The organism is Halobacillus sp. A1, from assembly GCF_024189295.1.
In the GTDB taxonomy this organism is placed as follows: Bacteria; Bacillota; Bacilli; order Bacillales; family Halobacillaceae; genus Halobacillus_A.
In genome coordinates this window covers 1-24,517 of sequence record NZ_JAIZEN010000033.1, presented here as the reverse complement: position 1 = coordinate 24,517, position 24,517 = coordinate 1, and the positions used below count along the sequence as shown (strand labels likewise).

Below are 24,517 nucleotides of genomic sequence, written 5' to 3'. Positions count from 1 at the left end.
CTCCTGGGGGAGGAGCGGGACAGGTGAGACCCCGGAGAGCGAAGCTCGAGGAGGCTCAGCGCCCGCCCCCCGGAAAGCGATCCGTTTCCCGGAGCCCCTAGATTCTCATTATGTCTCGAAACTGAGTCTTCCACTAAAGGGAGCATTAGTGGAACAACTTGAATAGAACATTTTTAAAAAGCTCGGTCGAAAGGACGACCGAGCCTTTAGTTATAGTATGGTTGATAAATCATCTAATTTAACAAATCCCGTAAATGGATAACTAAATAGCTGTAATTATGAAGAGTCGTAAGAGTGATTCGTCCCTTGCATCAATCCAATATAGACTGCAGGGCAGGTTCTAATTCAGGGTATTTAAACTCATATCCATATTCTATCGCTTTTTTAGGAACGACAGATTGCCCTCCTAACAGCATAATACTCATCTCACCTAAAGCAGTCTTCAATGCAAAGGCAGGGGCAGGAATCCAGTGGGGGCGATTGATCACATCTCCTAAAGTCTGCCCGAAATCCTTGTTACGCTTTGGATTCGGAGCAGTACCGTTGACAGGCCCTTGGACATGAGCATGTTCGATAGCATATCGGATTAACCCGACTACATCATCAACGTGGATCCACGAGACCCATTGTTCGCCTGAACCAACTCTGCCGCCGATCATCAATTTATAAGGGATCGCCATCTTCGGAAGTGCGCCTTGTTCACCGAGTACAATTCCAAAACGGATATACGCTGTACGTACACCAAGATCAACAGCCTTGGCTGCCCGCTTTTCCCATTCAACCACCACATTCGCTAGAAAATCATTGCCCGGTTCAACGGTCTCTTCAGTAAACGTTTTTGTTTTGGATTGACCATAATAGCCGACAGCAGAAGCATTGATCAAAGCTTCTGGTTTTGTCTTTAACTTCTGTATTATTTCAAGAACACCTTCCGTCGCATCAATACGGCTCTGCATAATCGATTGCTTTTTTTCTTCCGTCCATCTGCCGCTGTTTAATGATTCTCCAGCTAAATTGACGATAGCATCGATAGAAGGAAGCTCCTCCCAAGGAGAGTACTCATCTTTTAGCCAGCCGACAAAAGTGGTAGAAGCCGTGTTTTCATGTCCGTCGGGGTTTCTCGTCAATATGTATACGTGGTGTCCGCTTTGAACGAGCTCTTCCGTCAGCTTAGAACCTACAAATCCAGTCCCGCCTGTCACAACTATATTCATTGGAATCCTCCTCATAAAATCTTAATGAAACGATTCTTAATCGTGACCGAATGATTGTAAGCCATGCTACAATATTGGAAAAGGGGTGAACGACATGGCAAAAATCACTCGGATCACGACGCAGAAGAAGCAAAAGAATCGGTATAATATCTTTTTAGATCGAGGTCAAGGGGAGGCCTACGGTTTCAGCGTAGATGAAGACATCTTAATTAAGTACAGGCTCCAGAAGTCGTTAGAGCTTGAAGAGTCTACCATCGAAGCTTTAATTCAAAAAGATACTATACATAAGACATATACCCAGACAATCAACTTTTTAAGCTATAGAATGCGTTCAGAAAAAGAAATCCGCGATTATTTATTTAAACATGAGGTGGACGAGGAGCATATAGATGAAATTGTTCAACGCCTTTACAGAGAAAAATTATTAGATGATTTGGAGTTTGCGGTCGCTCTTGTGAGAACAAGAATTCAAACATCAAGCAAAGGGCCGCTTTTAGTGAAAAAAGAACTGATTGAAAAAGGTGTAGATGCTCCTAAGATTGATGAGGCACTGGAACACTACAGCTTTGATGCCCAATTAGAGAAGGCTGTAAAATTAGCAGAGAAGAAATTAAAGAGCACCAGCAAAAAATCCCACAGAGAGCAAATACAAACCATTCAGCAGAATTTGATGCAGAAAGGCTTTTATGGTGATGTCGTTAAAGAAGCGGTCAGTCAGCTGCCGGAAGAGGAAGGCGATCAAGAATGGGAAGCCGTAGTTTTCCAAGGAGAGAAGCTATTGCGTAAATTTGAGCGAAAGACGGAAGGCTATGAATTGAAACAAAAGCTGAAATCAGGACTATACCGTAAAGGGTTTCCTATTGATTTGATAGATCGCTTCATAGAAGAGTATTTAGTGGATGAGGGATAGTTATAGTGGAAATACTTATGCTATCTCACAAGCTAATGAAACAAAGGAAAAGGTTCATAAACTGTGCCGTGTTCATAAACCTTTTTCGAATGTTCATAAGCAATTTTTCTAAAATAAATTCTCTAACTCATTTTGAAAATGAAAGATGAGCTATTATAATAATCCCTTATTTTTTAAGTCTTCGACAGCCTCATATACATGGTCCACTACGTATTCCGCCTTTTTCTGCACATCAGGGTGGGCTGTAGACATGGCGTAACTGTGAGGAGTGACGGCAAACATCGGCAGGTCATTGAAGGAATCACCGACACATGCAACTTCATTCGGCTCCAGTCCAACTTTTCCTAGTAAAGCTTTAATCCCATTTCCTTTGTTGATCATCTTCGGCATAATATCAACACAGGATTCATGGGAAATGAAACTGTCAAATTCTTCGTCGAACTTCTTACTGACACGGTTGTATGCAAGTACGACATCCTCTTCTTTCCCGTGTAAAGTGATTTTCGCTGGAGTGAGTGTATTTCCGAATTGTTCTATTAATTTTGGTTCAATAATGACGTCCTGAAATAACTGAGCTGAAATCAGGTCAACCCATTCGTTATGCTCAGCGGTGAATATCTTATCTTCCGTAGACACCGTTTTGACCATTGGCTCATCTTTTACGAATTCCATAACTTGTTTTGCATGTTCAGCATCAAAAAATTTTGAATGAATTCTATGGTTATCCATTCCGTAAACAAAAGCACCGTTTTGACTGATACGATGTCCATCTACTTGCATCTTACTTAATACTTGTTCGATATCATGATCCATTCGCCCGGAAGCTACAGCAAAATCCGTTTCGTTGCTTTTGAGTGTTTTAATTGCTTGTATATCTTCATCTTTTATAGAATGATTCATACCTAGAAGCGTTCCATCCAGGTCACTGATAAAAAGTTTAATCATAATCGTATCCCCTTTCATAAGGTCACGATAACGATTTTACACCTATTAATTATGTTAGACAAAGGAAATACCTATAAATTCCTTGTAGAACGGTTGTAAAAGTTAAAAGTGAATTATACGATAGAAGATACTAAGATGATGAAACCGTTTTTATTAAATGGGGTGCGCCATAAGTGGGGGAACATATATGGATGAAATGTTGACGATAGATAAAGTGTTGAATAATAATGTATTGATTGCTAAACACCCCTCCTACGAGGAAGTGGTTCTTATTGGAAAGGGGATAGGGTTCAGCAAGAAGAAAGGTGAATCAATTTCATTTAATAAAGCTGATAAAACGTTTTTGTTGAAGAACGAGAACGAAAAGGAGCAGTATGTGAATTTACTGCCTCATATTGAAGAAGGGTTTATAGATTTTATGAATGACCTCCTTCACCATATTGAAAGCAGAATGGGACAGGGGTTGAATGAACACATTCATGTTGCCCTGACTGACCACCTGGCGTTCGCTTTAAAAAGAACCCAGAAAAATATGCAGTTTGCAAATCCTTTTCTTCCTGAAATTGAATCCCTCTATCCTAAGGAGTATCAAATAGCTTTAGAGGTAGTGACCATGGTGTACGATCAACTGGGTGTTCAATTTCCTGAAGGGGAAGTCGGCTTTATTGCCCTGCATATCCATAGTGCCGTTACGGATAAGACACTTAGGGAAATAAATCGTCATAATCAGCTGATCACCCAATTGGTTGAAATTGTAGAAGAAACTATGCAGGTCAAAATAGATAAGCAGAGTGTGGACTATCACCGGCTTGTTCAACACCTGCACCGAGCGATCGACCGTGTTTATCAGGATGAAAATGTAGGCGATGAAATTCGCCTCGGAAAGATGTTGAAAGAAGAATATCCTGTGTGTTATAATTTGTCATGGAAGTTAATCAAAGTGATGCAAAAACAACTTAATAAACCTGTAGATGAGTCTGAGGCCATTTATCTTACGATTCATTTACAACGACTAACTAATAAATCTTAACGTTACGTGTTACTGATACGATCAGGCATGAGTATCGAAGGAACAATAGTTACGAAGTGGGAGAAGTATACCCATTAGTGCTATTGAACCTTTATACTCATGCCTTTTTTAGTGTCATTTTTCGCACTAATGTAACCGTTTTATTATTCTGAAAATTTTTGTTTTTGCATTGCTAATCTAAAATTAGGGAGGAATTACTTATGTTTAAGAATGCTTTTGGTACTTTACAAAAAGTCGGTAAAGCTTTGATGACACCAGTTGCATTATTGCCAGCGGCGGGTATTTTACTGGCGTTCGGTACAAGTTTCGCTCAAGATGACTTTACTGATAGAGTACCGTTTTTTACAACTCCATGGATCATGACATTACTTGAAGTAATGGCCGAAGCCGGCGGAGTAGTCTTTGACAACTTACCTTTACTTTTTGCCGTAGGGGTTGCTATTGGTTTAGCTAAAGGTGACGGGGTTGCCGGTTTAGCTGCTATTATTGGTTACTTAATTATGAACGTAGTTATGGGTGTGTTAGGTAATGTCGATTCTGATATGACTTCAGATCCGGCTTATGCGGAAGTTCTCGGGATACCTACACTTCAAACCGGAGTGTTTGGCGGTATTATAGTAGGTATAATGGCCGCGGCCTTATATAATCGATTTTTCAAAATCGAACTGCCTCAATTCTTAGGATTCTTTGCTGGAAAGCGATTTGTACCTATTGTTACAGCCTTTTCTGCGATTTTCTTAGGTATGATCATGCTTGTATTGTGGCCTTTTGCACAAAATGGATTAAATGCGCTTTCTCACTTGATGCTTGAAGGAAACCAAACGATTTCGGCTTTCTTCTTTGGTGTAATTGAAAGATCGCTGATTCCATTTGGTTTGCACCATATCTTTTATTCTCCGTTCTGGTTCGAGTTTGGAACGTATGAGAATGCTGCGGGTGAGATCATTCGTGGTGACCAAACGATTTTCTTTGAACAGCTTTCTGATGGTGTTGAATTTACAGCAGGAACCTTCATGGTTGGTAAATTCCCATTCATGATGTTCGGGCTTCCAGCTGCAGCACTTGCGATATATCATACGGCTAAACCTGAACGTAAAAAAGTAGTCGGCGGAATTATGCTTTCTGCTGCTTTGACTTCTTTCCTTACAGGGATTACTGAGCCGCTTGAGTTCTCATTCCTATTCGTTGCACCAGTATTATTTGGAATTCATGCTGTATTTGCGGGATTATCATTTATGACGATGGAAATTTTAAATGTTAAGATCGGCCAAACCTTCTCAGGGGGTCTGATCGACTTCATCTTATTTGGAATTCTACCTAACCGTACCGACTGGTGGTGGGTCATCATCGTAGGTTTGATTTTCTCTGTTATTTACTACTTCGGTTTCCGCTGGGCTATTCTTAAGTTCAACCTTGCGACACCAGGTCGTGAAGATGAAGCGGTCGACGCAGATGGTGATAGAGGAGAAGTGGATGATAAACCATTCGAAATTTTAGAAGCGATGGGTGGAGAAAAGAATATCAGCTACCTTGATGCTTGTATTACTCGATTAAGAGTGTCTGTACACGATAAAGGGAATGTTAATAAAGATCGTTTGAAGAAGTTAGGTGCTTCTGGAGTTATGGAAGTCGGAAATAATATTCAAGCAATTTTCGGACCGGTTTCTGATACATTACGCGGTCAAATGCAAGATATTATCGACGGAAAAACTCCTCGTAAACGTGAAGAGAAAGTTGATGAAAGTACGAAAGAAGCGGGTGCTGTAGCACCAGTTGCTGAAGGCGATTTGGATTTTGTTAGTCCGATCAAAGGTAAAGTACTGCCAATCACTGAAGTGCCAGATCAAGTATTTTCAGGTAAAATGATGGGAGATGGCTTTGCAATTGAGCCGATTGATGGTAAAATTGTTTCGCCTATAAATGGTAAGGTACTCAATGTATTCCCAACTAAGCACGCCATCGGTCTTCAGGCGGATAATGGTATGGAGATTCTGATTCACATTGGAATTGATACGGTGAAGCTGAAAGGTGAAGGATTTACTTCTTATGTGGAAGAAGGGTCTGAGGTAAAACAAGGACAAACTCTCATGGAAGTTGACCTTGATTACGTAAGCACAAACGCTACGTCAATCATTACTCCAATCATCTTCACTAACCTGAATGAAGATCAAAAAGTAGAAGTGACTGCAGCGGGCGAAGTTGATCACAATACAGAAAATATTGTTACCATCACGAAATAAAAAGGAGAGATTCACTATGGCAGAACAAACAATGAAAATTACAGCTGCAGACGGCGTACACGCTCGTCCAGCAACAGCTCTTGTGCAAGTAGCTGGAAAGTACGAGGCTGACGTTAACATCGAGTACAAAGGTAAATCTGTGAACATGAAGTCCATCATGGGTGTCATGTCTCTAGGAATTCCAAATGGCGCTGAAATCAAATACACAGCTGAAGGTTCTGATGCTGATGAAGCTGTAGCGGCACTTGTAGCAAAAACTAAAGAAGAAGGTCTTGGTGAGTAATTTATCATCAAGAAAGGAGCAGACTGTCACAGTCTGCTCCTTTTTTTGTGTCAAAAACACTTGTTTTGAAACGGAGGATGGGAACGGAGTGACCATTCACAGGAAAACTGTGGCTTATAAGCTGACTAGGTGGCAGTCTCATTAAATTCACCCCTAGGAATGAGGGCCATAAAACTGAATTTTCATAAGAGAGTTATTAAGTGATATGGCAGGCCAGTGGAAGACTTGAATTCGAGATAGTCTGGGTTCGTTGCCGTATTAAGAGTCAGGGGTGGTTGGGAAGCTACTCGCTTTCCTGTGGGGGAAGTGGCGAGCTTCCTCTGGCTTGCAGCCCTGTGGGATCTCGCCTACATCCTTCTCCCAGTCTTACACTTATATTAATCTAGGGCGTGAATCCGTTCATAAACCATATGGGGGACTATCCAGCTCCAGCGCTTAGCGGCTACTGAGACTTCCTTTACTTCTGTACGATAAGTCAACATCGAATCACTTCGTTCTTCGTGTTTCCTTTATCTCCGCCAGCTCAGTCCAGTCCATACGCCGCTGACCAAAGCGCTTACGCTTTTACAAAGGGAGTCTCCTAGCTTCCCAACCACCCCAAGCGAAATGGAATGAACGAACCCCCCTGGCATTGGAAAAGACTTAATCTCTCATCTAAGCTGCGTATTCCAGCTATAGAGCTTAACGACTAACGAGACTGGTAAGTCAACATCCAGTCATTTTGTTCTGGTTTCCTTTATCTCCGACAGCTAAGTCCAGTCCATATACATTCTTTCGAAACGAATTACAATTAATCTTATCCAAGAAGACAAGAAGCGAGTAAGCGCCTGTGACATAGCCTATTAGACAATAAACATATAGCTTGAAAAGAACAATTTGTTGTAATGGGGTATTGGAAATGGGGCGACTTGTCGTTGGAACTCGAAAAGAGCTGTACTTTACTCAAAGCACTGTCTCAGATGTTTCCGTGAACCTGACACACGCAAGGAGGTCCGGGAAATTGCGAGACTCCTGTGGGAAAAGAGTGCTTGGTGAGACCCCGCAGGACGGGACGTCCGAGGAGGCTCACCGCGCTCCCACGGAAAGCGAGTGATTTCCCGGACCTCCAAACGCTGTCAAACGTAACGGAAAACAGCTCGAACATCCGAAACTGAGTCTTCCACTAAAGGGAGCTTTAGTTTAATAACTACAATAGGCTCAGTCGAAAGACGACTGAGCCTATTGTTAAAAACGTTTATAACTTTTACTTATCGATAAATATTTCCGGCCGGCCATCATCCTCGTCAAAAATCTGCTCAGCCACTCCTTCGGGGCCTTTTAGAGAAGCAGGATCGCTGACGTGATCACTTTCATCCCAAAAAGGCGTATTCATACCGCCCATGTACACAGCGGTTGCTTTCATCGGTTTGTTTTCCCACTCTTTGTGCAGACTTTCTGTAAAGCCACGAACAGCAAACTTAGAAGCGCAATATACGGCTTCATTGCTTTTGCCACGTAAACCTGCTGTGGAAATAATATTCAGCACACGGCCATGTGATTGTTTAAGCAAAGTGGAAAATCGCTGTGTCATTAAAATAGTCCCTTTAACATTCGTGTTCATGATTTGCTCGATATCTTCAGGTGTATACGAACCTAGTTCTCCGAATATGCCAATACCTGCATTATTGATCAATACATCAAGGTGATCCAGCTGTTTCAGCGCTTCATTGACAGAAGCTGGATCAGTAACATCGCAAATAAGTATTTCTGCATCTCCGCCCCTTGCTTTAATCTCTTTTTGGACAAGTAGCAGCTTTTTCTCGGTTCTGCCAGTCAGAATAACGTTGTAATCATTTTTAGCATAATGTAACGCTAATGCCCGTCCAAGTCCCGTGCCTGCTCCTGTTATCAATACTTTTCTCAAATAAATAACCTCCCCTGTCTTTATAATCATCGTCATATCTATTGTGACAAAAGACTGATAAAATGGAAACACATAAGATATACAAGAGGTGTTAGACAATGGAGAAAAGATATAGTGAATACAGTTATGGGGAGCTTCGCAGCGAAGTGGCCCTGCTGAAAGAAAAAGCGTTGAAAGCTGAACAATTAGGTATGGTCAATGAATACGCCGTGTACGAAAGAAAAATCACTATGGCTAAGGCCTACATGCTTGATCCTGAGGACTTTGATCCGCAAACGGAATATGAAATAGAGGGAGACCCTGCTCATACATTTTACATTGAATACTTAAACGGAGTATTCGCGTGGGGGTATAGAAAAGGAATTACTGGAGAGCGGGCCGGTAAGAAAGAAGAAGCTCTGCCTATTTCTATGATTGGAAAGCGAATAAAAGAGTGAAAGAAGCGCAGCCATGAGCTGCGCTTTTTTAATTAAGACCTTTTTCTCGCTTGTACTTCCGTTATTTGTGCGGATTGAGTTTGTTCTGTTTCACCGTTTACTCGCTGATTGAGATGTTTAGCCCCTCTGTGGAGGTTTTTTAAGGATTTATGTCCTTTACCCATTTAATATTTTCCTCCCTGGTTCACTTCTCTTTCTCTTGAGTGCAGCGCTCGTTCCTGTGGTTTAGAGTTGATTTTACCATCAGGTTTCAAGGCTAGATATTCACTTTGATCGTCTGGCGATGAAGTCATCTTTCTATTGGGAAATCCTTTTGCTTTATTTCGCATTGGTGACCCTCCTAAACCCGGCTTTTTGCGGGCAAGTTTAGTATGTGTGTACGAGCAAAGTTTATGTGGTACACTAGGGTGAAATCATTCCCATACTTGGAGTTGATAAAAATGGACGGAATCCATCAGCGTCTGGCTGAGCAGTTATATGAAAAAAATGAACGATTGACGATCGATGAAGCACGAACGTGGGTAGAACTACTATGGGAAGACTTTGAAGCGACTAGGGCAAAAGCAGGCCACGAGTATCAGGGCAAACAAGTGACTGAACAGATCGTTACTCAATGGATCAACCATTATGGTCCGAACTTACACGAATTCATTGCCACTAACCCCAAATTCAAAGAACTTCTTAAACGAAAAGGGTACTTGCATTAAAAAAGGATCCGTGCCTCGTTAGCACGGATCCCTTTATTTTGTATCGGTGGCAATTGTCATTTTGTCTTGTAATTTCTCTTCTGTGAAAACCCAGCCCGTATACGAATTCAGTATAGTTAACTCTTCCCCATGTTCATCATCGATTTGTACAAGAGCAACAAAGGGGTAGCGGTCTTTTGAGTAATATCTTAAATCAGTGAAACGAACTTCTGTATATTCATCAAAGACGTTGATATCATAACGATACACAGGTGAGAAAGACAAGAAAGCTTTAATGTTGTGATCGGTCAAAGCTTTTTGAACAACAGGATCTTCGTAATCAATGTCCTTATAGATATATTCATCTAAAATAGTGATGTGTCCATCTTCAGCACGAGCAACATAATAATTCGTTTTCGTTTCAATAGCAATTCTCCATACGTTTTGTTTCATGGTAGGAGAGGTTGCGACTTGGACGATATCATCGAAATATTCATCGATCAGCTTCACAAGTTCACGTTTGTCAAAATATCGTTTAACATAGTATAAAGCGATGACGAAATAGATGAGAAGCCACATGTATCCAGGGTCAGCCCCTAAGTTCCATGCGACGATCCCTGCGATATGCATCATGAAAATGTACGGATCAAACGTATTAATGAACCCATAAGCTACCCATCTTTTTGTAAAAGGACGGTAGGCTTGAGTACCGTATGCATTAAACACATCAACAAATACATGCAGGATGACTGCGAGAAATGTCCATAGCCAAAGGTGCAGAAAGTTGACTTCAGGGGTAAATAATTGAATGATCGAAGCAATTCCAATGCCCCATAAGATCACAGCAGGAATCGAGTGAGTGATTCCTCGGTGGTGACGGATATATACAGCATTGTTTTTAAGTTTTAAGACGGTGTCAAAATCTGGTGCTTGGGATCCAGCTAATGTTCCTATAAGAACAGCATTGAACAATATAGGGTCAGACTGGACGACAGGATCTAACGTAGCTAGCCCGCCAAGTGCCACACCCATGACCACATGAGTGCCAGTATCCATGAATGCTTCCTCCTTTAGCCCGACAACAATTTTACAGATGATGAAGGATGATTGAAATTGAAAAGACAAGAACGTGCAGAAACTATATTAAATAATTTTAACAGAAATGCGTTTCAAAACCAGTTAATCGATTGGTTTAAGAAAGAGCAGCGAATCTTACCATGGAGAGAAAACCAGGACGCGTATCGTGTATGGGTATCAGAAATAATGCTCCAACAAACTCGCGTGGATACGGTAATCCCTTACTTTAATAATTTTCTAGAAAAGTTCCCGACTCCTGAAGCTCTAGCTGAAGCGGAGGAGCAAGAGGTTTTAAAGGCTTGGGAAGGCTTAGGTTACTATTCCCGAGCACGCAATCTGCAAAACGCTGTTCGAGAGGTTGTGGAAAAATATCAAGGGAAAGTTCCAGATAACAAAGAGCAATTAGGAGCTTTAAAAGGGGTGGGCCCATACACGAAGGGAGCAATTCTGAGTATCGCCTTTGATCAGCCTGAACCAGCTGTAGATGGGAATGTAATGAGGGTGTTATCCAGAATTCTTCTAGTAGAAGATGATATAGCCAAAGCAAGCACAAAAAGTCTGTTTGAATCGCTGGTTTTAGAGCTGATATCGAAAGAAGACCCTTCAGCATTTAATCAGGGGCTGATGGAGCTTGGAGCCATTATTTGTACACCTAAGTCCCCTTCCTGCTTATTATGTCCTGTTCAAAGCGAATGCAGAGCATTCATGGAAGGGAAAGAAAGAGAACTGCCAGTGAAAGTTTCAAAAAAGAAACAAAAAAAACAACCCTTCATTTCGTTGTTTATTGAGAATGATAAAGGAGAAATTCTTATTGAAAAGCGGCCTTCAGAAGGGCTGTTGGCTTCCTTGTGGCAATATCCAATGGTACCGCTGGATGCCATAGATGAACATAATCTCCCTCACTGGTTCTTAGGTGAGTACGGTATGGAAATAGAATTAGGCTCTACTATTGACAGGGTAAGACATGTCTTTTCCCACTTGATTTGGGATATGGAAGTGAAAAAGGCAAGTATCCAAAATGGTAATTTAGATAGGGAAAACGCCAAATTCGTCAAAAAAGAAGACGTTTCTTCTTATCCTTTTTCAGTTTCTCATCAAAAAATCCATAAACACTTAAATTGATTACATCTCCCAGGAAGCTTCGCGCTGTTTTAAACCGCCGCGGAGCTTTATTTCATTATTGATCTCTCTCAATATGCTAACACCTTCCTGATTTAAATAAGGTGCCATTTGTGATAATGAGAAATGAAAATAACTTAACTCCAGATTTTCCCACTCTTTTTTTGACATCATATTCAGTTCTGATAAATCTCTTCCTACATACATAAAAAAACCTCCTATACCTTGTTATTATAGGCTTTTAAGCGTTTTTTTATGTATGGAAAAATCCATAAAAAAAGCTATTTTCAGCTTTTTGTAACGGAACTGTAACGGAACTGTAACGAAGCTTGGTGAAGCTTGTCATATCAATTGTTTTCATAGTTTTATAGGGGGGATTCAATGTTTAGCCATATAGACAACCTATCAGAAAAAATGAATAATAGAAAACAGAGCAAACGACATACCAATTATCACAATCATTTTTTACTACATAGATTTTTTTTACAGACGAACAAATTTCACATGAATCATAAAAAAATTAAATAAAGAGGGGTTACATACGATGAATAAAAAGCAAATTGCAACTACGGTATTCGGTACTATTGTTGGTGCATCACTTTTTGGAAGTACAGTTATGGCAGATGAAGAACATAAGGTTAAATCCGGAGATTCTTTATGGGCATTAGGGAAAAAATATAACACAAGCGTATCTGACCTAAAATCATGGAACGATTTAAACAGCGACATAATCAGAGTAGGACAATCTCTAGTCGTCAACAAAGATAGTTCATCTAATAAATCTTCAAGCAGTTCAAGCAAAAGCAGTACATACAAAATCAAAAGCGGCGATACGCTATCTAAGATTGCGTCTAAACATGGTGTATCTGTAAGCAATTTGATGGACTGGAACAACTTGAATTCTTCTTTGATCATTACTGGAAAAACTTTGAAGATTAATGGGTCAAGCAGTTCATCCAGTTCAAGTTCTTCTAAGTCAAGCAGCTCATCCAATTCCAGCTCTTCTAAGTCAAGTGCTTCCACCTACACTGTTAAATCCGGAGATACGCTATCTAAAATTGGAAGCAAGTACGGTGTGAGCGTTTCAAACCTTCAAAGCTGGAACGGTATTTCAGGTCACATGATTTATGTAGGGCAAAAGCTGGACCTTAAAAAATCATCAAGCTCAAGCAAGAACTCGAGCAAGAGCTCAAGCAGTAACTCCAGCTCAAGCAAGAGTTCAAACAGCAGCTCAAGCTCAAAAAAGGAATCTGTTAAAGGTACTTCCACATCTTCAAACGTTTCAAACCTGGTTAGTGAAGCTAAAGATCATATCGGTACTCCATACAAGTGGGGAGGTACGTCTACATCTGGATTTGATTGCAGTGGCTATCTTCAGTATGTTTTCGCTGAAACAGGTACAGATCTTCCGCGTACTGTAGCTTCTATGTATGCGGACAACCGTATGGATTCTGTAAGCCGTTCTAATCTGCAAAAAGGCGACTTGGTTTTCTTTGAAACGTATAAGCCTGGTGCTTCACATGCTGGAATTTATGTTGGAGACAACAAGTTCATTCATGCAGGATCATCCCGTGGTGTAGAAATCAGTTCACTTTCAAACAGCTATTGGAACCCACGTTACATCGGTGCGAAACGTATGTAAACTTAGTATATGAAAAGACGCTTCCTTCTTTTGAAAAAGGAAGCGTCTTTTTGCTCGTTTTAGACATTTAAAAATTTTAATAAAAACGATGAATGAAATTACGGAACCTGTGCAAAATAATCTTTGCGGAGGTGATATTGATGGCTAAGCAACCGAAACAAGGTAAAACTGCAGCTGGTACAGATATGAACAAAGTAAGACAACAAAACCAACAAGCTGCTCAGCAAAACGCTCAGCAAAATGCTCAACAATCTGCTAAAGGTCAGAACCAATACGGTACTGAATTTGGTCAGGAGCAAACTGACGCGCAACAAGTTCGTCAGCAAAACCAAAAATCTCAGGCTAAGAAAAAGTAGCATTTGATTTGATTGGTTAATCTGTACAGACTGTACAATTAGCCTGCATCAAACTCCCAGGAGCCGCCCGAATTCGGGCGGCTTCTTACATATTGAATACTATTGTTTTCATTCAGACGGATAACTCGTTATAATAGGGAAAGATGATGAACGGGATATTGTAAGGGGAAGGGGAGATGAATATGCCCGGCCCGGAATCAGGATTACGTACAGAAATACAAAGTTATAAGCATAATGGAAAGCTGCATCGCGTTTGGGAAAGCACCACAGTGTTAAAAGGAACGAAAAATGTAATTATTGGTGCAAATGATCGGACGAGAGTGACAGAAAGTGATGGACGAACTTGGATAACAAGGGAGCCCGCCATTTGTTATTTTCATTCGAAACATTGGTTCAATGTTATCGGGATGTTAAGGATGGATGGAGTTTATTACTATTGTAATATTAGTTCTCCGTTTATATACGAAAACGGGATCATCAAATACATCGATTATGACTTGGATGTAAAAGTCTTTCCAGATATGACATATAAGCTGCTCGATGAAGATGAATATGAATTGCACAAAAAAATGATGAATTACCCTCACGTTTTGGATCGTATACTTTATAACAATGTAGAAACCTTACTTCGCTGGATCAGACAGCGGAAAGGACCTTTTTCACCGGAATTTATTGACCAATGGTATGAACGATTTTTGACTTATAGGTAATCGATCTTGCGCACTGACAGAGTGCGCTTGATTATTTTTTTGAGGGATTTAATTTGCAAAAGGGGAAGTAGGTGGTGCGTTTTGGGAAGTATCAAGCGTTATCTGAAGTTTGTTAAACCTTATAAAGGAAAGATCATTTTAACGATAATGATCGGCATTGTTAAATTTTCAATTCCTCTATTAATGCCGTTGATCATCAAATATGTTATTGATGATATCATCAATGCTGAGTCGTTGGCCCAGTCAGAGAAAATGGACCAACTTCTATTATTGATGGGCGGAGCGTTTTTTATATTTATGATCTTGAGGCCGCCGGTTGAGTATGCCAGGCAGTATTTAGCTCAATGGATAGGAAGTAATATCTTATATGATATCAGGGATAAATTATTTGACCATATACAAAGACTGAGTCTCGGATTTTATTCTCGTACGAAAACAGGGGAAATCATTTCAAGAGTCATTCATGATGTTGAGCAGACAAAAACGTTTGTCATCACTGGCTTAATGAATATCTGGCTTGACATGTTTACTATAGTTATTGCAATTATAATTATGTTGACGATGGATCCTTGGCTTACATTAGTTGCTGTGGCATTATTCCCATTGTATGGTTTCGCGATTAAGTATTTTTATGTAAGGCTGAGGGATTTAACGAAAGACCGCTCCCAGGCTTTAGCAGAAGTTCAAGGTCACTTGCATGAAAGAGTACAGGGGGTGCCTGTAACTCGAAGTTTTGCTTTAGAAAACCATGAACAAGCTCAATTCGATACGAGGAATTCTAATTTCCTTGATAAAGCAATCAAGCATACGAATTGGAATGCTTATACGTATTCGATCACTAATACGATTACGGATCTTGCACCATTGCTCGTTATCGGGGTTGCGGGATATTTAGTTATCAACGGTTCCATGACAGTGGGGACCCTGGTTGCTTTCACTGGATATATGGATAGAGTATATAGTCCTCTGCGTCGTCTGGTGAACTCCTCAACGGTGTTGACCCAGTCGATTGCTTCCATGGATCGTGTGTTTGAATTTTTGGATGAGAAATATGACGTTATTGATAAAAAGAATGCAAAACCGCTTAAGGACGTAAAAGGCGATGTTACTTTAAACAACGTATCTTTCAGCTATGGTGAAAACGAGCCGGACGTACTGAAAAATGTTGATCTTCAGGTAGAAAGAGGAGAAACGATCGCTTTTGTAGGTATGAGTGGAGGCGGAAAGTCTACATTGATCAGTCTGATTCCGCGTTTTTACGATGTGACGGGTGGAGAGATTTTGATTGATGGTACGGATATCAGAGATCTGGAAGCGAGAACTTTACGGGATAAAATAGGAATGGTGCTTCAAGATAACATCTTGTTCAGTGACTCCATCGAAATGAATATTAAGATGGGGAACCCTGAGGCATCTGATGAAGAAGTTATTGAAGCGGCCAAATCGGCGAATGCACACGAATTTATCATGAGCCTGCCAGAAGGATATGACACCTTGGTAGGTGAGCGAGGGGTCAAGCTATCTGGAGGACAGAAGCAGCGTATTGCTATAGCTCGTGTTTTCCTGAAAAATCCTCCGCTGCTTATTCTGGATGAAGCAACATCAGCACTTGATTTAGAGAGTGAAAACCTTATTCAGAATGCCTTAGAGCGATTGGCACACGACCGTACGACTTTCATAGTAGCTCACCGGCTATCTACGATCACTCATGCGAACCGCATCGTTCACATTGAGAATGGAGAAATTGTAGAAATCGGATCACATGACGAATTGATGCGTCAAAAAGGTCACTATTATGATCTATATCAAGTACAAAAATTAGACGATACTCCGACTGAATATATGGGAACGTAAGAAGGAGACCTATTAGTATAAGTTATTCAGGTATTTGGATAAGAACAAATCACATGCAAAAATGCTTAGAGTGCCAGTACAGGGCTCTAAGCATTTTTTTATGGAGAGAAGGCAGCTTCATACCTGTGTTGTCAGGTTCTAAGAAATGAGGGCGAGGTGATTGCAGGGAATGGATTCGCTTTTGTGAGAAACATATATATTACTAAAAAATCGAGTATGAAACCTATGTGGTTCCAAACTCGATTTCTCTTTTGGTTTCTTCTTTCTTCTGCCACGATATCTGAACAACTTGCTTTCAGCTATTTTTCAGTGGTTTGAATGTACGTGTTGGAATGATATTTTTGATAACTTTTCAACAGCCTTTTCAATTTTTCGAGCTGATAATAATACTCCATGAGTTGAGAAGCGAGCGGCAGGAAAACAAGTTTATCCGGGTTGTCGCTCTCTTCATACACTTTCATTAACCTTTCAACGAGCAGTGGAATATTAGGCTGTTCAATCTGCCGTAACGACTTTCTGTGAGTCTGTTTTATTCTTCCCTTTAAGCTGAGGACAAGTTTTTCATGAGCATTCACTAATTTATCCAGCTCGCTGACGAGTGTATCCTGGAATTCCTCTGGGATTTGTTCGATTTTTTTATCTAAGCGGTGAAATGCTTTAAGAACATCAAAAGACTTCTTCGTTGTCGTTATAAGCTGTCTGAATAGTACGAGTTTCCGTCCTTTGGAGAACCTTGACCCCTTCGTATACGTTCTCTCTTCTGAATAAAGGAGGTACGTATGATCAAGCCATCTGATATTATCCTGGATGCGGATGATTTCATATTTTAATGCAGGTTCGTCTGATAATTGGCGAGTCGTCACGCGCAGCCATTGTAGAATATCGTTCGTTGCGGAATCGATTTTCATAAAGAGTTTAGTTTCATATTTAGGCGGCATGAATAGGAAGTTCACAACAAAGGCTGCCAGTATACCTAAAATCATGGAAGAGAACCTTGAAGCAGCGAAATTGATAAACGTTTGATCGGTTGAATCCATTAAAGCGATGACTGCCACAGCAGCAAGGGTTATCGTATTTTCGTTCATTTTTAAATTCATGGTAACACCGATAACAATAATAATTGCAAATGCGACGATGAATGGATCGTTGCCTAATGTGTAGACGGCTACGATGGCAATTAGTGCACCGATAATATTCGCCTGGATCTGCTCTACGATTGATTGATAAGATCGATAAATCGATGGCTGGATTGAAAATACGGCCGCTATAGCGGCAAGTAGTGGGCTGATAAATCCTAACAGGCTAGCTACATACAAGGCAACAGCTACGGCTAAACCTGTTTTCATCATGCGAGCGCCGAGTTTCATGGGAGCATCATCCTTACCATTAGTAATGAAAAAACCTGCATCTTCATCTTTTAAGCTTTACCTCTTAAGAAAAAGGTTTTTATTGCGGCAGTGAGTGGTTCAGACCACTCGCTGCATATTTACATTAAAATTCTTTTGCCATCGTTTGAAATGTTCTGCTGATGGCTTGGAGGGTCTCATCAATATCCTGCTCTGAATGGGCAATTGTCAAAAACCACGCTTCGTATTTCGACGGCGCCAGATTGATGCCTTCTTCAAGCATAAGTTTGAAAAAACGGGCGAACATTTCTCCGTCGGTGTTTTCGGCCTGCTCGTAATTTTCAACTTTTTCATCCGTGAAGAAAACGGTAAGCGCTCCTTTAAGCCGGTTAATAGTCATTTGGATACCATAAGTATGAGCATGATGGAGAATTCCTTCTTCAAGCCGTGCGCCTAAGCGATCCATTTCTTCATATACACCGTCTTGCTGCAGTACTTCTAGACAAGCAATGCCCGAAGCCATGGAAGCAGGGTTTCCTGCCATTGTTCCAGCCTGGTAAGCTGGCCCTAGAGGAGCAACTTGTTCCATTATATCTGCCCGTCCGCCATAAGCGCCAATTGGAAGTCCACCTCCGATGATTTTACCCATAGCAGTCATGTCCGGTTCAATGCCAAGCAGCTGCTGGGCACTGCCATAAGTGAAGCGGAACGCTGTAATGACCTCATCATAAATGACGAGCGCTCCAGCGTCGTGGGTAAGATCGTTCACTTGCTGTAAAAATCCTGGCTTCGGTTCGACAATACCAAAATTACCGACAATGGGTTCGACTAGGACACCGGCAATTTCATCACCGTACTTTTCCATAGCCTGTTTGAATGGTTCAATATCATTGAAAGGAACAGTGATGACGTCCTCGGCAATCGATGCTGGAACTCCAGCTGAATCCGGTGTTCCAAGTGTAGAGGGACCAGAGCCTGCCGCCACAAGAACGAGGTCAGAGTGGCCATGATAGCAGCCGGCGAATTTAATGATTTTATTTCGACCTGTGTAAGCACGCGCCACACGGATCGTAGTCATCACTGCTTCCGTACCTGAGTTTACAAATCGTACTTTATCAAGAGAAGGAATCGCGTCCTTCAGCATTTTGGCAAATTGATTTTCAAGAGCCGTAGGCGTACCGTACAGCACACCGTTTTGAGCAGCTTTTGTTATTGCTTCTGTAATATGTGGATGAGCATGGCCGGTGATGATAGGACCGTATGCGCCTAAATAATCGATGTATTTCTGTCCGTCTACATCGTAGAAGTAAGCTCCTTCTCCACGTTCCATATAGACGGGAGTACCTCCACCGACACCTTTATAAGCACGGGAAGGAGAGTTGACTCCGCCCACGATATGTTCTTGAGCTTCCTTAAATAAGATTTCTGATTGGTTTTCCTTCAATGTGATTCCTCCAATAAGTGACATTCACTAGTCATTGTAGCACGATTTAAAAAAACAAGTGAGTGATGGCGATGATTCATATAAATGAAAGTTCCCGCATATTAAGTCAGTAAGCCTGTCTACTTTTTAAAAAGGTCGTGGCCGCATGATAATGATAGGGATATCCTTATGTAGTCTGTTGATCATTGCAGGAAGTATTAGACATCTGTTCACCTCTATTGAAATAGAACACCATAGGTTTTCTTTCCAGGTTTTTGTTACTTTGATTCTCCTTTATACTGTAGTGACGATCGGTTTTGGCTTAGTCTATGCCACTTTATCGATAAATGGGGTGGAAGTGTTTCTGCGAACCGTCCGTACTTACCCGCCTTCATGGCCGGATGAAATTGCTAAAGGTATTTATTTCAGCGGGGTGACGTTATTCACAGTAGGGTATGGGGACCTGATGCCGTTTGGATGGGGCCGCTGGATTGCGTTAATTGAAGCGATGATCGGCTATACAATTCCCGCAGCTTTAGTAGCTAAAGTATGGCAGTCTCAAAAAAAATAAAGCTGAGATTGGAACTTTGCCTTCATATACGATACTCTTGAAATAGAAATATTTTAGGAGGGATTCAAGTATGACAGTAGATGTAGGACAAAAAGCACCAGATTTCGAGCTGAAAGCTCATACGGGTGAAACCGTTCAATTATCTGATTATCAAGGTCAAAACGTAGTATTATACTTTTATCCAAAAGACATGACACCAGGGTGTACAACTGAAGCTTGTGATTTCCGTGACAAACATGAAAGCTTCGCGGATTTAAATGCGGTTGTTTTAGGGGTCAGTCCTGATCCGATCGAAAGTCATAAGAAATTCATTGATAAACATGACCTCCCTTTCTTGCTGCTGGCTGATGAAGATCATAAGGTAGCGGAAGAATATGGAGTATGGAAATTGAAAAAGAATTTCGGAAAAGAGTACTATGGGATAGAGCGTTCCACTTTCATTATCGATAAAGAAGGCAACTTAGCTGAAGATTATCGTAAGGTGAAAGTAGATGGACATGTTGAGACAGCTCTACAATTCATCCGCGAAAATTTAGCATAATTCAGAAGCCGTGGTAGTTAAACTATCACGGTTTTATTTTTGACTTATATGATCAATAGTTAGGGGAAGACCAGCATCTGCCTATATAAATGAAGCTTCAAGAGCCTAATTTATTCGCCGGGAGATATTTGTAAAAAAGGTGAAGCTTGCAGTTTGATCAGTCGTACTATCATAATAGAAGAAACTAGGTTCAGGAGGGGACAGCATGATTGTATTATCAGCAATCAAAAGAGTACCGGAAAGTATAAAAAAACACATACAGCACACTTTCAAGGAAGTCGATTTCTTATGGTGCCACGGAATGCAAGAAGCAGAGCAGCACTTGAACAAGGCGGAAATATTCATTACATATGGGGAAGATCTGAATGACGCTCTAATCGATAAAGCCAAACATTTGAAATGGATTATGGTATTGTCTGCTGGAATGGACCGCATGCCATTTGCAGCTATAGGTGAAAGGGATATTCTCGTTACTAACGTAAGGGGTATACACGCTCAGCCAATGGCTGAATATGCTTTATCAATGATCTTACAAGTGGCTCGTAATGCAAAGGTTCTATACCAAAGAGAACAGGAACACGCATGGGACCGCAGTGTACCTATGGCAGAAATAAGTGGAAGTAATATGGTCTTGCTTGGTACAGGTGCCATCGCTCAAGAAACTGCCCGGCTGGCAAAAGCGTTCAACATGAAAACGATAGGGGTGTCTAGGTCAGGAAAATCAAAGCCCCATTTTGATGAGATGTGCACTGTCGAAGAAATGCACACAGTCCTCCCGGAAGCTGATTATGTTGTAGCGGCGTTACCGAGTACGCCGGAAACGAGTTATCTTTTAACAAAAGACCACTTTGCTCTCATGCCGGCACGTTCTGTATTCTTGAACATGGGGCGAGGGGATCTAGTGGAAAGCTCAGTCATACTAGAAGCGGTCCAGCAGGAAGAGATTTCTCATGCTGTGCTTGATGTCTTTGAACAAGAACCGCTGCCTGAAGACCACCCGTTCTGGGAAGAAGAAAAGATTACGATTACATCACACCTTTCAGGAATTTCTCCACAATATGTACCAAGAGCATTTGAAGTATTTGAAAGAAATATGAATGCTTACCTTAATAACGGGGAAATGGAAAATATAATCGATACGAAAAGGGGATATTAACGTGCGCATTTATACAAGATCAGGGGATAAAGGGCAGACATCTTTGATTTATGGAGACCGTGTAGCAAAAAATGATTTACGAGTAGAAGCTTATGGTACTTGTGATGAAGCCAATTCTTCTATAGGTGCAGCATTAAGTCATTTGACTAGAGAAGATTGGTCTGAAAAAGAATCATTCTTAAAAGCGATGCATAAAATTCAAACGATCCTTTTTCATGTAGGTGCCGAACTTGCCACACCAAAGGGTAAAGAAGTAATGTGGGAATTGAAAAAAGAGCATATTGAAGAACTCGAAAGTTATATCGATCAGTGGGACGAACATTTAGCACCACTAAAAAACTTCATTCTTCCTTCTGGACACGAGGCTTCAGCCGGTCTGCATATGGCGAGGACGATTGTAAGAAGAGCAGAAAGACTGGCTGTAGCATTGGAAGAAGAACTGAATAATCCATTAGTCGTATCCTATTTGAACCGTCTTTCCGATTTATTGTTTGTAGCGGCTCGCTATATAAACCATCAATTAGGCGGGAAAGAAATTCCGTTAATGCCTGATGTGTAAAAAAAGGGTCATTCCGCCCTATGCATTGATTGACAATTAATCGATTCACAGGTTAAACTATTTATAAGGATTCTAATTTGATAATATTCTAAATCAAGAATCAATTTACGAAAGAGAGGTGCATGACGGTGTCAAATAATCGACTTCAAGAAGCCATTGATACGTTAAAAGACTCTGGGGTACGTATAACACCACAACGTCATGCGGTGCTTGAATACCTCCTGAATTCTATGACTCACCCTACAGCTGATGATATTTATAAAGCATTGGAGAGTAAATTTCCGAACATGAGTGTTGCTACGGTTTATAACAACTTACGCGTGTTCAGAGAAATTGGTCTTGTAAGAGAGCTTACGTATGGAGATTCTTCCAGCCGTTTCGATTGTAATACTACGGATCATTATCATGCGATATGCGAATCATGCGGTAAAATAGTCGATTTCCATTATCCAAGTCTAAATGAAGTGGAGTCATTAGCTGAGCAGGTGACTGGATTTGATGTAAGTCATCATCGCATGGAAGTGTATGGTACATGTTCACAATGCAAAGCTAAAGCTGCCCATTAACTTTATTCATAAAGAAAGGACCTGCTGAAATATCAGCGGGTCCTTTTTACGTACGTTGATCAGCTTCTTCTTTCTGATAACGTTTAGAATTATATTTCTCATCGAATTCTTTACCTTCAAGCGACTTATCCATCGTCAATGGCTGCTTGCAATGCATACATGCATCGACTCGTCCAAGCATTTTGGTCGGTTTCTCACAACTGGGGCAGACAATTTGAATCGTTTTTGTTGAAAGCATGCCAATCCAAAAGTAAACGACCGTACTCAGACCGATGAACCCCATACCTAAAATCATGAATATCGCCATGGCCCAGACCGTTTCTTTAAAGAGAAGGCCTATGTACATGACCCCAAAACCAACAAAAATCAACCAAAATGCAAACGACCGGATTTTGTTAATCTTACTCGTATATTTTAAAGCCAACAGAATTCCCTCCTACGTAGCTTACAAACGTAGTATAGCATTTTTTCAAAGAAAAATATATTTACGAAAAAGGAATTTGGCTATAAGTATCGAATAACTTTAGTGAACTGATTATCTATTTGGGGGAACTATAATGGAAGATTTATTAAGACCCATTTACCAAGAAAGAGCCAGCCAGGCCAATACACTTGGTGTGCTTATTTTAGAAAAAAAGAAACCGATCAGCCCGGTGACTGACAATTTTGATGTCATTCTATTCATCATCGTAAAACATGCAGAAGACGACTGGTACGTGAAACACTACGAATTTGCGGATAAATCTGCTGCCATGCATATAGTAGATGAAACACTACTTCAGCATTGGATTGATACTAGTTCTTATAGGAGATCGGTGGAATGGGTCATTAATGGATCCATTATTTTTGAAAGAAATGATTACATCTCTTCATTAAAAGAAAAGCTCCGTTCCTTTCCTACAGAAACTCGTGATTTGAAGAAAGCGATTGAGTTCGCTAAATTGATCCGCAGTTACAGCGAGTCTAAGGATTTGTATGAAAACGGCCATCACTTGGACGCATACAGTCGAATGGTCTCTTCTTTACACCACTTGGCAAGATTAGCGATTATTGAAAAAGGATTCCACCCTGAAGTTACGGTATGGAATCAGGTGAAAAAAATCGAACCTGAAATCTATAAGTACTATGAAGAGTTAATAATGAGTAAAGAATCAACAGAGAAAAGGGTTCAATTAATGACTTTGGCGGTAGAACACGCCATAAGTATTCGAGCCGGATCAAGTGCTAAGCATTTATTAGAGTTAATGAAACAAAAAGAACAACCATGGTCATTCGGGGAGTTGAAGGTGCACCCTGAAATCGAGGAATACGCACTGGATCTTTCATCTATGATCGAGTACTTAGTAGAGAAGGAACTGGTCGAAGTTGTTCTGCAGGATACTAAGGGATCCGATATATATCACAGGACGTATAAAGCCGTTCATAACTGATCATACTTAATGAATGGAAAGAACCCTTTCTTTGCTTATATAGAAGAAAGGGTTTTTTATAAAAAAACTATTGACGTTCTATTGAATACCGTGGTATATTATTAAGCGTCGCATCAAGAGCGGGCGGCAAACGAAACACATAATTAATAATTAAACGGAAAAAAGTTGTTGACTTAAAACTTACACCGTGATATATTAATTAAGTCGCTGTTTTGAAGCGGCAACAACATTTGATCTTTGAAAACTGAACGAACCAACCAGTACGTCAAGTCTTCTTTCTATTATATAGAAGGAAGTAAAACAAGCACATTCGGTGTGCAGAGCTAAAGGATCTTCAACTAAGAACGCAACGTCCTGTTGCAACGTTGAAGTCAGTGCATCCGTGCACAAGTAAGTCAAACTAACTTTTATGGAGAGTTTGATCCTGGCTCAGGACGAACGCTGGCGGCGTGCCTAATACATGCAAGTCGAGCGCAGGAAGCAAGTGGATCCCCTTCGGGGGTGAAACTTGTGGAATGA

The 24,517-nt window shown here is 40.7% G+C and carries 27 protein-coding genes and 1 rRNA gene; 18 read left to right on the top strand and 10 right to left on the bottom strand.

Annotated elements, in window-relative coordinates; translation table 11 throughout:
- Positions 1 to 311 precede the first annotated feature (311 nt).
- Positions 312 to 1,214 (bottom strand): TIGR01777 family oxidoreductase, encoded by a 903-nt coding sequence (locus LF817_RS18935; RefSeq protein ID WP_253937374.1) that lies wholly within the window; start codon positions 1,212 to 1,214, stop codon positions 312 to 314.
- Positions 1,215 to 1,308: 94 nt separating this feature from the next.
- Between LF817_RS18935 and recX the strand changes: the two genes are divergently transcribed.
- Complete coding sequence (recX, locus tag LF817_RS18930; protein ID WP_253937373.1) at positions 1,309 to 2,124, top strand: recombination regulator RecX; 816 nt, start codon at positions 1,309 to 1,311, stop codon at positions 2,122 to 2,124.
- Between the two features lie 153 nt (positions 2,125 to 2,277).
- Here the strand turns inward: recX and LF817_RS18925 are convergent, their stop codons facing one another.
- Complete coding sequence (locus LF817_RS18925; RefSeq protein ID WP_253937372.1) at positions 2,278 to 3,069, bottom strand: HAD family hydrolase; 792 nt, start codon at positions 3,067 to 3,069, stop codon at positions 2,278 to 2,280.
- A 187-nt stretch (positions 3,070 to 3,256) separates the two neighbouring features.
- Between LF817_RS18925 and glcT the strand changes: the two genes are divergently transcribed.
- The 3 genes from glcT (at position 3,257) to LF817_RS18910 (ending at position 6,622) form a co-directional block, all read left to right on the top strand.
- Positions 3,257 to 4,099, top strand: coding sequence for a glucose PTS transporter transcription antiterminator GlcT (gene glcT, locus LF817_RS18920; protein WP_253937371.1), 843 nt, complete (start codon positions 3,257 to 3,259; stop codon positions 4,097 to 4,099).
- A 200-nt stretch (positions 4,100 to 4,299) separates the two neighbouring features.
- Positions 4,300 to 6,339 carry a glucose-specific PTS transporter subunit IIBC gene (ptsG, locus tag LF817_RS18915; protein ID WP_253937370.1) on the top strand — a complete coding sequence of 680 codons (2,040 nt, stop codon included), beginning with the start codon at positions 4,300 to 4,302 and terminating at the stop codon, positions 6,337 to 6,339.
- A 16-nt stretch (positions 6,340 to 6,355) separates the two neighbouring features.
- On the top strand, positions 6,356 to 6,622 hold the full coding sequence (locus tag LF817_RS18910; protein WP_253937369.1) for a phosphocarrier protein HPr: 267 nt from the start codon (positions 6,356 to 6,358) through the stop codon (positions 6,620 to 6,622).
- Positions 6,623 to 7,865: 1,243 nt separating this feature from the next.
- On the opposite strand, the gene LF817_RS18905 is transcribed toward LF817_RS18910, so the two are convergent.
- Complete coding sequence (locus tag LF817_RS18905) at positions 7,866 to 8,525, bottom strand: SDR family NAD(P)-dependent oxidoreductase (protein ID WP_253937368.1); 660 nt, start codon at positions 8,523 to 8,525, stop codon at positions 7,866 to 7,868.
- 98 nt (positions 8,526 to 8,623) lie between these two features.
- On the opposite strand from LF817_RS18905, the gene LF817_RS18900 reads away from it, so the two are divergent.
- Positions 8,624 to 8,962: a YfhH family protein gene (locus LF817_RS18900; protein WP_253937367.1), complete on the top strand. Its 339-nt coding sequence runs from the start codon at positions 8,624 to 8,626 to the stop codon at positions 8,960 to 8,962.
- A 32-nt stretch (positions 8,963 to 8,994) separates the two neighbouring features.
- Here the strand turns inward: LF817_RS18900 and LF817_RS18895 are convergent, their stop codons facing one another.
- The gene (locus LF817_RS18895; protein ID WP_253937366.1) at positions 8,995 to 9,126 is read right to left on the bottom strand and encodes a YpzG family protein; all 132 of its coding nucleotides are present in this window, start codon (positions 9,124 to 9,126) and stop codon (positions 8,995 to 8,997) included.
- Positions 9,127 to 9,291 (bottom strand): small, acid-soluble spore protein K, encoded by a 165-nt coding sequence (sspK, locus tag LF817_RS18890; RefSeq protein WP_253937365.1) that lies wholly within the window; start codon positions 9,289 to 9,291, stop codon positions 9,127 to 9,129. It abuts the gene before it with no gap.
- Positions 9,292 to 9,402: 111 nt separating this feature from the next.
- Between sspK and LF817_RS18885 the strand changes: the two genes are divergently transcribed.
- Entirely contained in the window at positions 9,403 to 9,669 is a 267-nt protein-coding gene (locus tag LF817_RS18885; RefSeq protein WP_253937364.1) for a YfhJ family protein, read from the top strand.
- Between the two features lie 33 nt (positions 9,670 to 9,702).
- Here LF817_RS18885 and LF817_RS18880 read toward each other — a convergent pair whose 3' ends face one another.
- A complete protein-coding gene (locus LF817_RS18880) occupies positions 9,703 to 10,704 on the bottom strand; it encodes a metal-dependent hydrolase (protein ID WP_253937363.1) in 1,002 nt (333 codons plus the stop codon).
- Between the two features lie 57 nt (positions 10,705 to 10,761).
- Between LF817_RS18880 and mutY the strand changes: the two genes are divergently transcribed.
- Positions 10,762 to 11,847, top strand: a complete 1,086-nt coding sequence (gene mutY, locus LF817_RS18875; protein WP_253937362.1) for an A/G-specific adenine glycosylase — start codon at positions 10,762 to 10,764, stop codon at positions 11,845 to 11,847.
- Here mutY and LF817_RS18870 read toward each other — a convergent pair whose 3' ends face one another.
- Positions 11,848 to 12,051, bottom strand: a complete 204-nt coding sequence (locus tag LF817_RS18870) for a cytosolic protein (RefSeq protein ID WP_253937361.1) — start codon at positions 12,049 to 12,051, stop codon at positions 11,848 to 11,850.
- A 337-nt stretch (positions 12,052 to 12,388) separates the two neighbouring features.
- On the opposite strand from LF817_RS18870, the gene LF817_RS18865 reads away from it, so the two are divergent.
- The 4 genes from LF817_RS18865 to LF817_RS18850 all read left to right on the top strand — a co-directional run bounded on the left by LF817_RS18865 (position 12,389) and on the right by LF817_RS18850 (position 16,406).
- Positions 12,389 to 13,486 carry a C40 family peptidase gene (locus tag LF817_RS18865; RefSeq protein WP_253937360.1) on the top strand — a complete coding sequence of 366 codons (1,098 nt, stop codon included), beginning with the start codon at positions 12,389 to 12,391 and terminating at the stop codon, positions 13,484 to 13,486.
- Positions 13,487 to 13,626: 140 nt separating this feature from the next.
- Positions 13,627 to 13,842 carry a gamma-type small acid-soluble spore protein gene (locus tag LF817_RS18860; protein WP_253937359.1) on the top strand — a complete coding sequence of 72 codons (216 nt, stop codon included), beginning with the start codon at positions 13,627 to 13,629 and terminating at the stop codon, positions 13,840 to 13,842.
- A gap of 182 nt (positions 13,843 to 14,024) precedes the next feature.
- Positions 14,025 to 14,552: a nucleoside tri-diphosphate phosphatase gene (gene ntdP / locus LF817_RS18855; protein ID WP_253937377.1), complete on the top strand. Its 528-nt coding sequence runs from the start codon at positions 14,025 to 14,027 to the stop codon at positions 14,550 to 14,552.
- An 81-nt stretch (positions 14,553 to 14,633) separates the two neighbouring features.
- Positions 14,634 to 16,406, top strand: coding sequence for an ABC transporter ATP-binding protein (locus LF817_RS18850; protein WP_305882270.1), 1,773 nt, complete (start codon positions 14,634 to 14,636; stop codon positions 16,404 to 16,406).
- Positions 16,407 to 16,705: 299 nt separating this feature from the next.
- Here LF817_RS18850 and LF817_RS18845 read toward each other — a convergent pair whose 3' ends face one another.
- Positions 16,706 to 17,773: an FUSC family protein gene (locus tag LF817_RS18845; RefSeq protein WP_253937358.1), complete on the bottom strand. Its 1,068-nt coding sequence runs from the start codon at positions 17,771 to 17,773 to the stop codon at positions 16,706 to 16,708.
- Between the two features lie 124 nt (positions 17,774 to 17,897).
- Positions 17,898 to 19,196: a glutamate-1-semialdehyde 2,1-aminomutase gene (locus LF817_RS18840; RefSeq protein WP_305882269.1), complete on the bottom strand. Its 1,299-nt coding sequence runs from the start codon at positions 19,194 to 19,196 to the stop codon at positions 17,898 to 17,900.
- 145 nt (positions 19,197 to 19,341) lie between these two features.
- Here LF817_RS18840 and LF817_RS18835 point away from each other — a divergent pair, with 145 nt between their 5' ends.
- The 5 genes from LF817_RS18835 to perR all read left to right on the top strand — a co-directional run bounded on the left by LF817_RS18835 (position 19,342) and on the right by perR (position 22,568).
- Positions 19,342 to 19,746 (top strand): ion channel, encoded by a 405-nt coding sequence (locus LF817_RS18835; protein ID WP_253937357.1) that lies wholly within the window; start codon positions 19,342 to 19,344, stop codon positions 19,744 to 19,746.
- A gap of 70 nt (positions 19,747 to 19,816) precedes the next feature.
- On the top strand, positions 19,817 to 20,287 hold the full coding sequence (gene bcp, locus LF817_RS18830; RefSeq protein WP_253937356.1) for a thioredoxin-dependent thiol peroxidase: 471 nt from the start codon (positions 19,817 to 19,819) through the stop codon (positions 20,285 to 20,287).
- Between the two features lie 205 nt (positions 20,288 to 20,492).
- Positions 20,493 to 21,443 (top strand): D-2-hydroxyacid dehydrogenase, encoded by a 951-nt coding sequence (locus tag LF817_RS18825; protein ID WP_253937355.1) that lies wholly within the window; start codon positions 20,493 to 20,495, stop codon positions 21,441 to 21,443.
- Position 21,444: 1 nt separating this feature from the next.
- On the top strand, positions 21,445 to 22,002 hold the full coding sequence (locus LF817_RS18820; protein WP_253937354.1) for a cob(I)yrinic acid a,c-diamide adenosyltransferase: 558 nt from the start codon (positions 21,445 to 21,447) through the stop codon (positions 22,000 to 22,002).
- 122 nt (positions 22,003 to 22,124) lie between these two features.
- Positions 22,125 to 22,568: a peroxide-responsive transcriptional repressor PerR gene (gene perR, locus LF817_RS18815; RefSeq protein WP_256558377.1), complete on the top strand. Its 444-nt coding sequence runs from the start codon at positions 22,125 to 22,127 to the stop codon at positions 22,566 to 22,568.
- A gap of 46 nt (positions 22,569 to 22,614) precedes the next feature.
- On the opposite strand, the gene LF817_RS18810 is transcribed toward perR, so the two are convergent.
- Entirely contained in the window at positions 22,615 to 22,992 is a 378-nt protein-coding gene (locus LF817_RS18810) for a YgzB family protein (RefSeq protein ID WP_253937352.1), read from the bottom strand.
- A gap of 133 nt (positions 22,993 to 23,125) precedes the next feature.
- Here LF817_RS18810 and LF817_RS18805 point away from each other — a divergent pair, with 133 nt between their 5' ends.
- Positions 23,126 to 23,998 carry a nucleotidyltransferase-like protein gene (locus LF817_RS18805; protein WP_253937351.1) on the top strand — a complete coding sequence of 291 codons (873 nt, stop codon included), beginning with the start codon at positions 23,126 to 23,128 and terminating at the stop codon, positions 23,996 to 23,998.
- A gap of 406 nt (positions 23,999 to 24,404) precedes the next feature.
- Positions 24,405 to 24,517: ribosomal RNA gene (locus tag LF817_RS18800) — 16S ribosomal RNA — on the top strand; the annotation flags it as partial.